The organism is Fibrisoma montanum, assembly GCF_003583365.1.
In the GTDB taxonomy this organism is placed as follows: Bacteria; Bacteroidota; Bacteroidia; order Cytophagales; family Spirosomataceae; genus Fibrisoma; species Fibrisoma montanum.
The window spans coordinates 389921-405222 of the sequence record NZ_QXED01000004.1; the positions used below are offsets into that span (position 1 = coordinate 389921).

At 54.3% G+C, this 15302-nt stretch carries 9 protein-coding genes; 2 read left to right on the forward strand and 7 right to left on the reverse strand.

What is annotated here, in order from left to right; translation table 11 throughout:
• Nucleotides 1-17: 17 nt before the first annotated feature.
• The 4 genes from DYU11_RS15610 to DYU11_RS15625 form a co-directional block, all read right to left on the reverse strand.
• Nucleotides 18-1010, reverse strand: a complete 993-nt coding sequence (locus DYU11_RS15610) for an aldo/keto reductase (protein WP_119668624.1) — start codon at nucleotides 1008-1010, stop codon at nucleotides 18-20.
• A 240-nt stretch (nucleotides 1011-1250) separates the two neighbouring features.
• A complete protein-coding gene (locus tag DYU11_RS15615; protein ID WP_119668625.1) occupies nucleotides 1251-2447 on the reverse strand; it encodes an MFS transporter in 1197 nt (398 codons plus the stop codon).
• Nucleotides 2448-2512: 65 nt separating this feature from the next.
• A complete protein-coding gene (locus DYU11_RS15620) occupies nucleotides 2513-4591 on the reverse strand; it encodes an acylase (protein WP_119668626.1) in 2079 nt (692 codons plus the stop codon).
• 74 nt (nucleotides 4592-4665) lie between these two features.
• The gene (locus DYU11_RS15625; RefSeq protein WP_119668627.1) at nucleotides 4666-7068 is read right to left on the reverse strand and encodes an ABC transporter permease; all 2403 of its coding nucleotides are present in this window, start codon (nucleotides 7066-7068) and stop codon (nucleotides 4666-4668) included.
• Between the two features lie 173 nt (nucleotides 7069-7241).
• Here DYU11_RS15625 and DYU11_RS15630 point away from each other — a divergent pair, with 173 nt between their 5' ends.
• Nucleotides 7242-8579: a PQQ-dependent sugar dehydrogenase gene (locus DYU11_RS15630; RefSeq protein WP_119668628.1), complete on the forward strand. Its 1338-nt coding sequence runs from the start codon at nucleotides 7242-7244 to the stop codon at nucleotides 8577-8579.
• A 39-nt stretch (nucleotides 8580-8618) separates the two neighbouring features.
• Here DYU11_RS15630 and DYU11_RS15635 read toward each other — a convergent pair whose 3' ends face one another.
• Both DYU11_RS15635 and DYU11_RS15640 read right to left on the reverse strand, forming a co-directional pair.
• Complete coding sequence (locus DYU11_RS15635) at nucleotides 8619-9416, reverse strand: DUF2490 domain-containing protein (RefSeq protein ID WP_229365861.1); 798 nt, start codon at nucleotides 9414-9416, stop codon at nucleotides 8619-8621.
• Nucleotides 9417-9669: 253 nt separating this feature from the next.
• Nucleotides 9670-12417 (reverse strand): vWA domain-containing protein, encoded by a 2748-nt coding sequence (locus tag DYU11_RS15640; protein WP_119668630.1) that lies wholly within the window; start codon nucleotides 12415-12417, stop codon nucleotides 9670-9672.
• Between the two features lie 183 nt (nucleotides 12418-12600).
• Here DYU11_RS15640 and DYU11_RS15645 point away from each other — a divergent pair, with 183 nt between their 5' ends.
• The gene (locus DYU11_RS15645; protein ID WP_119668631.1) at nucleotides 12601-14820 is read left to right on the forward strand and encodes a penicillin acylase family protein; all 2220 of its coding nucleotides are present in this window, start codon (nucleotides 12601-12603) and stop codon (nucleotides 14818-14820) included.
• Between the two features lie 59 nt (nucleotides 14821-14879).
• Here DYU11_RS15645 and DYU11_RS15650 read toward each other — a convergent pair whose 3' ends face one another.
• On the reverse strand, nucleotides 14880-15284 hold the full coding sequence (locus DYU11_RS15650) for a hypothetical protein (protein WP_119668632.1): 405 nt from the start codon (nucleotides 15282-15284) through the stop codon (nucleotides 14880-14882).
• Nucleotides 15285-15302 lie beyond the last annotated feature (18 nt).

Sequence of the window (15302 nt, forward strand, 5' to 3'; positions counted from 1 at the left end):
ATTCCTGCGAACTTGTTCTAACTAAAGGATGGATAAGCCACACCTGCCGTACTGCCAACCGGCATCAACGCATCCAGCTCGGCCAGTTCGGAGGGGGTGAGCGTTAGAGCCGCTGCCGCTACGTTCGCTTCCAGATACGCCCGACGTTTCGTGCCGGGAATGCACACCACATCCTGAGCCAGCACCCAGGCTAAAGCCAGTTGGGCGGGCGTCGTGTTTTTGGTAGCGGCCCAGCTTTTCAGCTTGTCGACCAGCTCAAGATTTTTATAGAAGTTTTCGCCCATGTACCGCGGAAAATACCGACGGGAATCATCCGGGGCGAAATCATCCGGGCTTTTGATTTCACCCGACAAAAAGCCCCTGCCCAGGGGTGAGTAGGCAACAAAACCAATCCCCAACTCCCGGCAGAGCTGCAGCATACCGGTTTCTTCGACACTGCGGTCGAAGAGCGAATATTCGGTCTGGAGGGCCGTGATGGGGTGAACCGCATGCCCCCGACGGAGCGTATCGGCCTCTACTTCCGATAAACCGATGTAACGAACCTTGCCTTCTGCCACCAGTTGGCTCATAGCGCCTACCGTGTCTTCAATCGGGGTATTCGGATCGAGCCGGTGCAGGTAATATAGATCAATATAATCGGTTTTGAGCCGACGCAGCGAGCCTTCGATGGATAAACGAACGTAGTCGGGACGGCCGTTAAACTGAAAATCCCACGTACCGTTCTCATCGAGATTAAACCCAAATTTAGTAGCGATCACAAACTGATCGCGTCGGCCGGCAATGGCCCGGCCAATCAGCTCTTCGTTGTGAAAAGGGCCATACACATCGGCGGTATCGAGCATGGTGACGCCGAGTTCAGAGGCTCTGTGAATGGTTTCAATACTCTCGGCATCATCGGTCGGGCCGTAAATTGTGCCCATTGGAGCGGGCGACATCCCCATGCAGCCAAGCCCTTCAACCGACACCCGCAATCCCTGACTACCCAGGGCAACTTGTTTGATGGTGTTCATACAGCAGAAAACGTTTATGAAAGAACACAACAAAGGTCGGTCGATGGTACTGCGTCCTCGCTATACAAACCGGAGCTTATCCAACACAAAATGCGTAGTGGGCGTCTTCGTTTACTGCCGTAAATAAGACACGTTCACATAATCCAAGGCGCTTCGGGTGGGGCGTTTCGGGGAAACGCCACGATCAGTGAAGAAATGAGTTTGAGCAGGATACGGAGTTGTAGCCTCCTATCTGAGCCATTAGTCAGCTGCTTTCCCGTTCACGCTATAACTTAAGGCAACCACGACCAGCAGCAGGCCCAGAAAACCGAAAGCAACGCTCAGGGAAAAATGATCGGCGATAAAACCCAGCATAGCGGGGCCGGCCAGCATCCCCGTATAGCCAAGCGTTGTGATGGCGGGGATACTCACGGTCGGTGAGATACCCGGTAACCTGCCGGCCGCGCTGAAAAAGATAGGGACAATATTAGCCGCGCCCAGGCCCAGCAGCACAAAACCGACCAATACCCCCGCTACCCAGGGACTCCAGACGGCCATACCCAGGCCGATTGCTCCCAGCAAACTGCCCCCTACAACGACGGTTTTGCTCGTCAAACGAGCTACGATACTATCGCCTACCAATCGCATCGTCGCCATGGCAATCGAAAAGGCCGAATAACCTACTCCCGCAAACGCTGCTTCCACGCCTTTTGTCTCCCGCAGAAAAACAGCACTCCAGTCCAGAATAGCTCCTTCGGCCAAAAAAACGGCAAAACACATTGCTCCTAAGAACAGCACGCGCCCGTCTAACCAGTCGAATCGCCGGCTCGCTGCGGTTGGCTGCTCATCGGCGGCTGAGAAGCGGGCCATCGCCCGTTGCTCGACTTCTAAGGGAAACAAGTAGGTGTACTGAGTCAGGGTGATTATGACCATCAAAGCGGCAATGCTGACAGCGGCAAAGACGGGGTTCAGTCCCAGTTTCATCAAAAAGCCTAACCCCAGCGACCCCAGCAGGCCACCCACGCTAAACAGACCATGTAAGGACGACATAATGGGGCGGCCGTAGAGGTTCTGCACCTGCACACCGTGGGCATTCATGGCCACGTCAATGGTGCCGATGCTGGAACCGAACAGAAACAACGTAATGGCCATGGCAACAGGGGAGGTAAGAATGACCAGCAGGGGCAGGGCAAGCGCCATGAGCAGGGCGGCCCCGGCCATAACGATGCGGCTGCCAAACCGGTTAACCAGCCAACCCGAAGTGGGCATCATCAGCATGGCCCCCGCTCCCAATAGCAGCAGCAACAGGCCCAGGTTAGCATCGTTCAACGCTAAACGGTCTTTGGCCAGGGGTACCATCGGCGCCCAGCTGGACATACCCAGACCGCAAACCAGAAAAATTAACTGGGTAGCCACGCGGGCTTTTACTACCAGCCCTGATTGTATAGCTGCATCCATAAAAAGCCAGATCACGATGTGGTCATAGCCAAATGTATAAAAAAATGATCACCGCAGCTTGTCCTTTACTGCCCCGATTCCATGCTCAGTTCTTCTTTCTCTTCCAGATTCTTGAGAATGTCCTGTTTGTCCAGTAAAGCGGGACGGAGCTTTTTCTCGGATAGCAGGTTAAATTGATCGGCTACGTGTTTGTTGCCGGGCTGGCTGGCATTGCCATAGCTGAGCGAAACCTGGGCACGAACCTTGTCGCCGAACTCGGTTACCGCTACGTAGGAGTCGCCCGCAACGGCTCTGTTTTGTTTGGCATCCCGACCTTCCGGCGAAAAGTAGATCGTTCGGTAAATGCCGTATTGTTCGGAGCCGCCGTTGCCCGGAAAGTCTTGCCCGTTGAAGGTAAACCGGTTTACATCGCCCCACGCAACGTCTAATCTGCCGTACCGCTGCCGCACTTGCTGAGCGGCTTTCACCAGCATGGTAACCGCTTGCTGCGGATTTTTCAATCCGTCGGGCGTAGTGACCGGGTGTTGCCGATCCCAGGGAACAGCCGTCATGCCCGGATTAAATTGATCGAACCAGGCGGCAAACAGAACGGCTCCTTTGCTGTCTACATTGGTGGCTTTATCCCAGCCTTTTAAAACGGTGACTGCCTGCACGGCCAGCGTATCGGGATGCTTCTCAACGGCCGCCAGCAAATCATCGAGGAAGCGGTCCGCGGCTTCCATACCCGTATTGAGCTTGTAGCCGACTAACTCCTCGAACGTAATGGACGCGTCGTCTTTAATTAGATTGATCGATCGCTGTGGGCGCAGTCTGAGCGGTATCAACGGCGACATGTACGGTGCAAATTGCTTTGGGTCAAGGGCAATCGGGTAGGTGCAGGTCCAGGGGGTATCGTTGGCGTTCTGCACAAACCCCGACGGCGGGTTGAAGACTTTGGGTAAATCCTGGTACGGGTGGGTTTCGGTCCAGATGTATTTGGAAGCCGTACCATCAACCGCTCCCTGCCAGAATGGCCAGTCGCCTTCGGAGCGTTTAGGGACGCTGCCGTTGAACAGATACAGGATGTTACCCGCCTGATCGGCGTAGATGATGTTGAACATCGGCAGTTGCAGCTTCCTGACCGCTGTTTCAAACTCCTGGTAGTTTTTAGCTTTGGCCATGTAGTGGTGCTGCGCGGGCGAGGCACTGTCCAGCCCCGCGAACCGAAACGCGTACGGTTTCCCGTCTTTGCTCTCCATCACGGGGCCATGTTTGCTGTACCGAAACGTAATGGTTTGTTCCCTGAGCTGGCCATCGGGTTGCCGTATTTTGAACGTTATCGGCTTTTTCTCGAACGGCTGTTTAACGCCATCCAGTACGTATCCATCATCCTGCAACGTAAGCAGGTAGCGGTCGGCCGCGTCGATGGTGTTGACCGTATGGGTCCAGCCCAGGTGATTGTTGAACGCAATGTTGAGAACAGGCTGCCCCACAAGCGAAGCACCGTAGGCCATAAAACCGGGTGCATTGAGGTGCGCTTCAAAGAACAGAAAGAAGTTTTCCCACGGCAGGTGCGGATTGGCCATCAGCATGGCTTTTTTGGATGCCGACTTACTCGGTGCAATGGCATACGCATTCGAGCCCGGTGGCATTACCCGGGCCGCGCCGGCTTCTCCTCCGCCAATAAACTCCAGGCAAATCACTCTAAGACTGTGAGCCAGTACATCCTGCGAGGTTATGGGCAGTACCTGTCTGAATTCAGCGCCGATGGCTTCGGGATGAGCTTTGGCGTAGGCATTTATCCCTTTAACGAAGCTGTTCAGGCAGTTACGGTATTCTAGGTCCTGCTGGCCGTACTGCTTCTGCACGCGTTCGGGTACGTTAAACATGGTCACGATCTTATCCGAATCCAGGTATTCACTGCCCCAGTACTCCGCTGCCTTGCCGCGGGCCTGCCCATACAACCGCAGGAGCAGATTAGCGTGGTTGTGCATCTGGGCATACCCAAACCCGTAGTACATCTCGTCGACGGTGCGGCCGTAGATATGCGGAACGCCGTAGTTGTCCCACAATAGTTCGGTTTTCTTAGGTCCAGACGAGCGGTTGGACGACTGACCGAAAGCGCATAGACTAACAACGGTAAGTAACGTAATGAGTAGTTTCATGGGAAAAAGAGGGCGCTGAAGGGTTGGTATGAGTTAATATGGTTGAAATGATCTGGAAAGAAGCGGAAGCTGTATTAATCGGTTTGTAAGCTATTAATGGGATTTGCAACGGCGGCTTTAAGGGCCTGGTGGGCTACCGTAAGCAAGGTCGTCAGGGCTGTTAGCCCAATGGTTGAGGCAAATAACCACCAACCAAGCTTAATATGGTACGTATAGCTTTGCAACCAACTGCTCATGAGCCACGAGCCCAACGGAGCTGCAATCAGAAAGCCTATGACAAGCAATTTCCCAAACTCCCGGCCAAACAGCCACAAGAGCTGCGATGTATTCGCCCCCAGGATTTTACGAACGCCTATTTCCTTTGTTTTGCTTTCGGCCATGAACGTAACCAGCCCGTATAAGCCTAGACAGCCAATCAAAATCGCAATGATCGATAACGCCTGTACTAACCCAGCCAGGAGTCGCTCCATTTCGTAAAAGCTGTTTATCAAATCACTGACAAAACTTGACCGAAAAACGTCTTCCGGTAGTAGCTCGTTCCAGGTGCCTTCAACTGCTTTACCAACCGTTTCCGTGTGCATCGGGGTAATGGCCAGCGCAGCCATCTGACAGTGAGCAAGGTCATGAATTAATGTAATGGGTAGAACCGGAGCGCGTGTATCGCCATTGCGGAAATCCTTTACTACGCCCACAATGACCCGGTCGGCGTCTTTTACGTTCATCCGCTTGCCGATTACCTCCTGCGCTGACGCTACACCTAATCGCCTGACCATCGTTTCATTTACCAGAACTTCCCGGCTGGTAGTATCCTGCACGCGGACGTTACGACCTGCTACCAGCGGTAGGTTGAACGTTGGTACGTAATTTTCATCGACGGCCCGAACCCGCGTGTCAAAGGTCTCGGGTTGCGTATGCGTGTGGTAGCTAAACGGACTTGGCCGATTGTAGGGAGAAGCTGGGAGATCGCTGCAAAAGGCCACCTGCTCCACACCAGCCACCTGCAACCAGCGATCACGCAATACGTTGGGTTGAGCTAACCCATCTCTTGGTAGCCAGACCGCAAGAATTGACTCTTTTTTAAAGCCCCAATCAATTTGCTGCATGTGTCTTAGCTGAGTCATGATGACCAGAATGCTTAGCACAAAGAACTGACTAAGCGTAAACTGAACAACAATCAACGCTCTGCGGATTGAAAGGCCGCCAATCTGGTGTGCGGTAAGTTTGCCCTTAAGCGCCAGCGTAGGGTTAAATCCGGCCTGAATAAACGCCGGGTAAAGGCCCGCCAGTAAAACCACTGATGTAATCAGGCCAAGGAACCAGAGGATGGGTTTGGGTTTCGCCAGATCGAGAATAGAAATGGCGGGGTTGAGCTTTTCGACCTGCTCGGCCAGCGTTTGGTTCACTAAAGGCATACAAAGCTGGGTTAGTAGCAACGCAAGGACAACAGCCGATAGCGTCAGCAAAGTCGTTTCCGTTAAAAACTGCATGATCAACTGCCAGCGCGTACTGCCAACCGCTTTGCGAACACCAACTTCTTTGGAGCGTTTTAGCGCCTGAGCCGTAGCCAGATTGATAAAGTTGATGCAGGCGGCCATGACCAGAAGTAATCCTACAGCAATCAAGGCGTATAAGATAGGCCGGGGAGCCATACCACTCCGCTTGTGATTCAGGTCTTCGAGCGGCAGCACATGAAAGTCGAAAATGGCGGCATCTTTAGGCGAGTAGTAGGTGCGACGGATGCCCGGTATGGCGTTGTTCAACTGTTGGGCGGGTACGCCGTCACGTAATAGCACAAAGCACATGGCCTGCAGCCCCTGCCAGTCATCTAAAGCTTGTTTGCTTTCCAACACCGGAATTGTTGCGTAGGAAACAAACGCATCATAGCGAAGCTGTGTGTTTGGCGGTGGGTTTTTGATGACGCCGGTCACCGTAAGATTAATGCGGTTGTCTAATCGCAACGTCCGACCCATGGCAGGGGCGTTGTCAAAGTATTTTTGAGCGTACCGCTCACTTATCACAATGGTGTTGGGCGCTGCCAGGGCTGTCTTTGGGTCTCCACTTACCCATTCAACACCAAACAGGTCAAAATACTGAGCCTCAGTATAACAGAGGTTTCTGGCTTCGTTGAACTTCTTGGTAAAGCGGCCGCGGCCATCCGGGACGCTGATTGTTCGGCCAAAGAACGTTTCAAGTCGAACGGCGCTTTCTACGAACGCATACTTCCGGCGCAACACCTCAGCCAGTGGTCGCGGGGCGGCATCGGTTTCCATGGTTCTCTCGTGTTTGACATCCGTAACAATCCAGTATGATCGATCCATATGCGGATGATAGCGGTCGAAACTGAACATGTAGTTGACGAGCAGGAATAAGACAAAGCCGCTGGCTAAGCCAACCGACAAGCCAACAATACTAATTGCGCTTATGGTCTTATTGCGCCAGAGGTTACGTAGTGAAACCGTCAGGTAGTTTGTAAGCATGAGCTAATGGCTGAGTGAAACTTTACTGCATAAATATATAAATTTCTTATATATAAAATAAAAATTAAATTTTATGATTAGCGTAGATAAGCAAGATGGAATTTATGCTGCGAAAACAATGCTTTTATTCAGGGCGTTAAAGAGCTTTAGTGTTACTACGATTAAACTCAACGATGAAAAACACAACAATACTCTGGGCAGGAACAGTAGCCCTGGCCAGTTTGCTCAACGGCTGTGGTCAAAAAGACGATAAGAATACCGACGAGACGACCACAACCGAAGGGGCGGCTACGCAGACCGTCAGTACGTCGCCGGAGCTCCCCGCTCCCTTCGCTACAGAGTCGTCGAAAAAGTTCAGCAACGTAATCGGCTGGTCGGAAGGGCAAACACCAAAAACCCCGGCCGGCTTTACCGTGACGAAGTTTGCCGGTGATCTGGTAAACCCACGCTGGATGTACGTAGCGCCCAACGGCGACATTCTGGTTGCCGAGTCGAATACGGAACAGAAAGGTGTCAAAAAAGCCGCGGCCGTGGTAAGCGGAAAAGCCCAGTCGCAGCGGCTGGGTGAAAGCGCCAACCGCATTACCTTGTTCCGGGATGCTAACAAAGACGGCAAACCCGAACTCCGCGAGGTATTTCTGACGGGGTTAAATCAACCCTTCGGAATGGTGATCGTTGGCGATTACTTCTACGTAGCCAACACCGATGCTGTTATGCGCTACCCCTATAAAGCCGGTCAGACGAAGATCACCGGTAAAGGAGAGAAGATAAAAGACTTGCCCGCGGGTGGCTACAACAACCACTGGACGCGGAATCTGCTGGCGAACGAAGACGGCTCCAAGATCTACGTATCGGTTGGGTCGGGCAGCAACGTCGGTGAAAACGGAATGGAACACGAAGTGAAGCGGGCCGCTATCTGGGAGATGAACCCGGATGGCTCCGGCGAACGTCTGTACGCTACGGGGCTGCGCAATCCGGTTGGAATCGACTGGCAGCCGGGGACTAATAAGCTCTGGACGGCCGTGAACGAACGCGACGAACTTGGCGACAATCTGGTGCCTGATTACCTCACCAGTGTGCAGGAAGGGGCATTCTACGGCTGGCCCTACTCGTATTTTGGTCAGAATGTAGACCCTCGCCGGAAAGGCGAACGTCCGGATCTGGTTAAAAAGGCGGTGGTTCCGGATGTAGCGCTGGGATCGCACACGGCGTCGCTGGGCCTGGCTTTTTACGATAAGGACGCTTTCCCTCAGAAATATCACAACGGAGCTTTTATCGGGCAGCACGGGTCTTGGAACCGGTCGGAGTTCTCCGGATACAAGGTTGTTTTCGTTCCTTTCGAAAACGGTCAGCCCGGTAAGCCGGAAGATTTTCTGACCGGCTTCATCGCCGATGGAGAAGGGGATGAAGTACACGGCCGACCCGTGGGCGTTACGGTGCTCCCCGATGGATCGATGCTGGTGGCCGACGATGCCGGAAACACGATCTGGCGCGTGGCCGCTGCGAAGTAATCTCATCCCCCAAGCCCCTGAAGGGGTTTGGGGGATTTACTAGTACCGCCTGAAATCAAGGTTATAATTCAGGCTCAGCCGGAATCCGTTGTTGTATTCAAACACCCGGTTGCCCGAAACGGGATCAGGGTCGGCGTGCTGCGTAATCTGGTTCAGATAGCCCAGTTCTGCCGACAGGTTGTCCCGGAACTGATAACCGATGCCGCCGTAGATGCGGTTCTGGTTGTACACGTTCAAATCGACGTTTCGGCCGAAGCCGATAAACAGCTCGTCGAAGAACGACACAAAAAACTCCCGGTTGTTGACCGTCCGGCCTTGCAGCGGTAAAGTTGCTTCAATCTGGTAGCGAATTCGATTCTGGTACTCCCACGAAGCAATCCGGCGCGATCCATCCGGGGCTATATCACTGATCCAGCGCTGTTCGAGCCGGAAACGATGCCCCAGCGTCACAACCCCTACGGTATCGGCAATCTGAATGTCTTCATAAATGCGGTGCTCCGGGTAAGGCACCCCTTTGTCGGCAATTGGATAATCGCCGTAGGGATGCGTAACAAGTGTCGTGTAGCCGAAACCGCCCGTAATCTTATCGTTGACGCTGTAATTCGCGCCTAGCCGGGCCAGCCACTGCTGCCATTCCGAAATCCAGTACACACGTCGCCATTGGTATTCGGTGTGCAGTTCCCACTTGCGGGAAAGGGCGTGATCGCCATTGTAAACGAACCACCCAATCTGATTCTCGTCCCGGAGTCGTTCCTGTTGGGCGGCAGCCAGAAACGGCAGCAGGCAAAAAATGACTAAAAGGAAGTTGGCTTTGTACATGTCGCTGTTGTCCCGCACCGCAGGAAGGCAACGTAATAACCGGCAGATCGGGCACACGGGCGCAATAATACGAGTTAGCGGAGGTATCAGGCATATTGCCGGGTATTCTTTTAGCGAGAGTTATGACTGGCAGAAAATATAGCCTACTGATTGTTAGTTTGTTATAATGAATTTGTTTGTCATCCCGGAGATCCCTCATTTTTCGGGACGACAAACATTGCCATCGAAGGGTAGGAGGTTATCTGTGACTCACCTTAATAGACCTCCGGCATCATAATTCTTTCTTGGCCTGAGCTTCCAGAACAAGCTGCTGGCGGGCGTTGGCGGGCGTGATGTGTACGTAGTTGCCTTTGCCGGCTGAGGCCATGCGCCGAAGCTGTTGGCTGTTGATCTGGTTACGGCCGAAGGTGAAGACGGTCAGAAACACATCCTGCCCCACCTGTTCTGCCACTAATCGATACACGTCGTCGCTGATCGGAAATTCGCCGTCGGTGGCTAGTACAATTCGGTTATTACCCGCCCGGATATAGTGTTTATTCGCCAGTTTATAAGCCAGCCGAATGCCTCCGTCCCCGTCGGTGTCCCCATCCGACTGCAGGCCATCGATCAGCCGGGCAATTTCATCGGCTTTGTTGCCCGGCGTTGGTTTCAGGGCCACTTTCGCTTTCCCCGAATAGACCACAACGGATACCTGATCTTCGGGCCGCAGCAGTTTCAGCAGCGACTTGATGGATTGTTTCAGCAGCGGCATCTTAAACGGCGAATTCATCGACGACGATACGTCCAGCAGCAACACCAGGTTGTTAGGCGCAAAACCCGCCAGTGAACCGGATGTAGTCGACGTACCAGACCGGTCGATGAAAACCGTATCGACGCGGGTGCGATCGACGTAGACCGTATCATGCTGAAGCACCGGCTTATCTGGGGCCGGGTCGGTGGCGCCGGTGCCCAGCCTTGCGGGTGCATCGCTGGTAGCTGGCACCTGCTGAACGGCTACGGCCACCGGTGGCTGAGCGGGTGGTTCCGGTTTGTCGGCGATCGGCTGTGCTGGCTTCGGCACGGAGTTTCGGCGGAGGATGAAAAGATCCGGTTGGTTAACGGCCTTCAAAACCCCTGCTTTAGCCAGCTCGCTGAATTTGTTATACTCGTAAATAAGCTCGTTGTTATAAAAGTAATAGATGGATTCGAACGGATTGGTGCGCGAATCAGCCGTCTTTACCTGCCCGGATTTTTCGGCGAACCGCAGCGATTTTTCGGCTACGTCTTCATAGGGCGAATACGGACAAAGGCCGTTGCTGCGGCCGTACCGCTGGAGCCCTTTCAGGTTCTGGTACTCGTCGCGAATCAGCGTCCGGGCGTCGGTTGTTAATTTGTCGGTAGCCGGCAACTGGCTGGTTTCACCTTTCAGGAAGGCCTTGATACCAAACAGTACGTCGTGGTTGTTGTCGATGGTCTGGAGCAACGCTTTTCCGGCTACGTGCCAGCTGGTTGGGCGGGCAACCGGGTAGCTTTCGTGAATACGCCGGACATCCTGATAGAGCCGTTCTTTTTTCTGGTCGAAGGCATCGAACAGGGCGATATACCGATCCAGAATGGCATCGGAGCGCTGCAGACCATCCAGCAAATACTGATTTTCGGTGGTGTAGGCGATCAGTTCGATGCTCAGCCCGTCCATCTCGTTCAGCATGTTGAGAAGCACCTCCGCCTGACCGTTGATGGACGTCCGATACGGCTGCGGGACGTAGCGGCTTTCGCTCACCAGCAACTGGTGCTCGGACAGGGGGATTTTGAATTCATCGTGCGAATACGTCAGCCCCCCTTTCCGCGTGCGGAGCGGGTTCCGGTAGTACTCGGCCGACGATTGATAATTCCGCAGCAGCATCTGGAGTTTGTGCTGTTGCCGGAGCGCTTCGTTGATGAACGTGACGTAATTGGTCAGTGCCCGGAACGTAGTCGGTTCTTCGGGAGCCGCAGCCGGTTTTATCGTAAACTCAATGGGTTTTGCATCGGCGAACGGCTGCGTCCGGCCCGTTGCCTGCGTCGTTTGTCGGGGGGATTCAAGGGCAAAAACCGGACTTAGTTTGGACGGATTCAATAAATGTTTCGCTGGTGTACTATACTGAACAAACGACTGCCGGGCCGCGAGCAGATCGTTGTTATAGTAGTTCAGAAAAGACAGATAAAACGCATTGCCGTGCCGGGCCGATTGCCGCGCAGCAAAGGTGTAGTCGTCAACAGCCCGCCGTTTCAAGTCCTGCAGGGTTTGCAGGGCGGATGTAAAGCTGTTGATCATGTCCGAAGCCGGGTACTCAATCGCTGATTTTGCTTTTCCGAGGGCCAGCAGGGTTTTTTCATCCGTCAGAATGCTATTCTGTACCGTTTTGAGGGGCCACGCTGCGGTTGCCTCTTCATTCATGTAAAAGGTTAAACTATCGAACAGTTGCTTCTGACTCTGAAGGACGTCGTCCATTTCTTTCTCCGTAAACAAATACGCATTGGCGGGCAAGTATGGCTGATACCGGCGGTAAACGCGCTGAATCTGCTTGAAAAGCGCATCTTTATCCTGGCTGAACTGGGTAGCCAGCGTCTGCATCCGGCTAAGCAAGGCGTCTGATTGTTTGAGGGTATCGCGCTGGTAATCCTGTAGCCGGACGTAGGTTTCCAGGGTTTTGCCGGTTTCGTCGAGACTGGTCAGCAGTTGCCAGAGCGCCTGTGTGCCGGCGGTTAGCCGTTGCTTTTCGGCTGGTGTCAGGCCATCGGCCGCCAGCGCTTTTTTGTAATAGTAGTCTTCCAGCGGTCCGGATGACGGGAGTCGAAGCTGAAACGTGGGCTTTTCCCGGTAGCGCTCCACCTGTTCAACGTACGTCTGAATCATCCGGAAGCGGTTGGTTACCTCGTCGGTCGACTGATTCAGGAAAGCTACGTACTGATTCAGCGACTGCTGAGGAGTTTCCTGCAGCGAGTGGGCCGTTGCCCAGACGGACGAAAAAATAAGCAGACCTAAAAAGACGTATTGCATAACCAAAGTAAGTAAAAGCTAACCGGCTCACAGCGAGTTGATTTAGTCAACGGTTGGCCAAAGTAGGCTGGGGTTATTTGCCGGGGCTGGGGTAGTGGGTACGTATTGCCATCGGGGCTTATTGTTTATCTTGTAGGCTGTCTGGCCGCGACACCTACCAACTCATTGATCCGCTAACATGCCATGAAGCATTTTCCTGCCCGTACGATCCTGTTCTGTCTTATCCTGTTCGCCTGGCTGCCAGCCAATCGTGCCGTGGCGCAACGGTTCAATCCCGCCGAAGTAGCCCGCTGGCGGCAGCAGGCCCGGCAGATTACCATCATCCGCGATACGTGGGGGGTGCCGCACATCTACGGCAAAACCGATGCCGACGTGGTGTTTGGCTTGCTCTACACCCAGTGCGAGGATGACTTTGCCCGGGTGGAAGCCAACTACATCGATGCCATCGGTCGGCTGGCCGAAGTGGAAGGTGAATCGGCGCTGTACCACGACCTCCGGGCGCGGCTGTTTATGGATTCGACCCAGGCCATTGCACAGTACAAAAAGAGCCCGGCCTGGATGAAGAAACTGCTCGATGCGTTTGCCGATGGCACCAACTACTACCTGGCTACGCATCCGGACGTGAAGCCTGCGCTGCTGACGCGCTTCCAGCCGTGGATGCCGCTTATGTTCAGCGAAGGGAGCATTGGCGGCAACATCAGTGCGGTGTCGGCCGAGCGGCTCAAAGGGTTTTATACTCAAACCAGGTCAACTTCGTGGCTTGAGCATGATGTCTTTAAACAAGATCGGGAGCCGGTTGGGTCCAATGGGTTCGCCATTGCCCCATCCAGAAGCGCGACCAAAAACGCTCTGCTGCTCATCAATCCGCATACGTCCTTCTATTTTCGGTCGGAGGTGCACATGATCAGCAACGCCGGTCTGAATGCCTACGGGGCCGTTACGTGGGGGCAGTTCTTTATTTACCAGGGCTTCAACGAGAACTGCGGCTGGATGCATACTTCCAGCCAGGCCGACTCAATGGACGAATACCTCGAAACGATCGAAAAACGGAACGGTAAGTACTACTATAAATACGGCAGCGAATGGCGGCCGGTGCAGACGCAAACCGTCTCGCTCCCTTACAAACAGGGTGATAAGATCCTGCGCAAAGAGTTTACCATCTATCGCACGCACCACGGCCCCGTTGCCGGTCAGCAGGGCGACCAGTGGCTCACGGTCCGGATGATGAACGACGGCCTGAACGCGCTGTCGCAGTCGTACCTGCGCACGAAGGCCACCGACTACGCCAGCTACAAGGAGGTGATGAAACTGAACGGCAACGCGTCGAACAATACGGTGTTTGCCGACCGGAAAGGCAACATTGCCTACTGGCACGGCAATTTCATGCCCCGGCGCGATACAACCTTCAACTGGAACCAGCCCGTCGACGGCAGCAATCCCAGAACGGAATGGAAAGGGCTGCATCCGGTCAACGACATTGTGCAGGTACTCAACCCGGCCAGCGGCTGGATTCAGAACTGCAACTCGACGCCTTTCACCATGTCGGGCAGCAGCAGTCCGGCAAAAAGCAACTACCCGGCCTACATGGCACCGGATGCTGAAAACTACCGCGGCATCAACGCCGTTCGGGTGCTGAGCCGCCGGTCGGCATACACCCTCGATACGCTGATTGCCGCGGCCAATGATCCGTATCTGGCCGCTTTTGAGGAATTGATTCCAGCGCTGGTATCGGCGTATCAAACGGTTGCGGCTAATCCGGGCGCGGTGTCGCCGGCCGTAACCGAAGCCATCGATACGCTGCGGACCTGGAACAGATGCTACGGCGTTGGTTCCGTTGCGCAGACGGTTGCTACGTACTGGGGCGAACGCATACAACGGCTGGCCCGCAACCGGATACCCGCCGGCCAACGGCCCGATCAACTGCGCTTCACGGCCATCGTGGTCAACAATACCACCGCTGCGGAGAAGATCAGTGCGCTGAACGACGTATTGACCGAATTAACCCGCGACTTTGGTAATTGGAAAACACCCTGGGGTGCGGTCAACCGTTTCCAGCGACTGACCGGAAACATCGACGAGACGTTTGACGATCAAAAACCCAGTATTCCTGTAGCGTTCACGTCGTCGGCCTGGGGATCGCTGGCGGCTTACGGCGCCCGGACGTATCCCGGCACCAAAAAACGCTACGGCAGTGTCGGCAACAGTTTCGTGGCCGTGGTCGAATTTGGTCCAAAAATAAAAGCACGGTCGGTCGTGACGGGGGGGCAGAAAAGCCGGCCGGACTCCCCGCACTTTACCGACCAGGCCGCCCTCTACTGTGCCGGGCAGTTTAAAGAGGTTCGGTTCTATCCTGAGGACATCCGGCAACACGCTGAAAAGACGTATAAACCAGGGGAGGAGTAAAACACAGCAGCCCGGCCTGACGATAAGATCAGGCCGGGCTGTCGGTTTGCAGGGCGTTCTTATTTATCCGCCCGCCTGAGCTGCCACGTACCGGATGCCTGACCGCCATTCGCTTTCCAGGTTCCTTTCATGCCGGGGTCGGCCAGCTGACCCGAAAAGTTGACATCGTTGCCGGCGCTGGGGTCTGTGTAGCTGGCAGAAAGCTTACCATCCTGCCAGCTGGCCGATTTCAGATTGATCGGGTACCGATTGCCATCGAGCGGCAGCATGACGACCTGACCGGTTAGCTTGTTGCTTTCGCGATTGAGGATCAACTCAAAATTTCCTGAATCATCGCCGTCGTACGTTCCAGTCCATTTGCCGACCAGGGTAGACAGGGTGTCCGTCGACGCCGTTGACGTCTGGGCACTGGCCACAGATACGATGGCCGTGAGCATGCCGGCCAGCAATAACAATGTTTTCATAGTTTTTGATAAATCAGT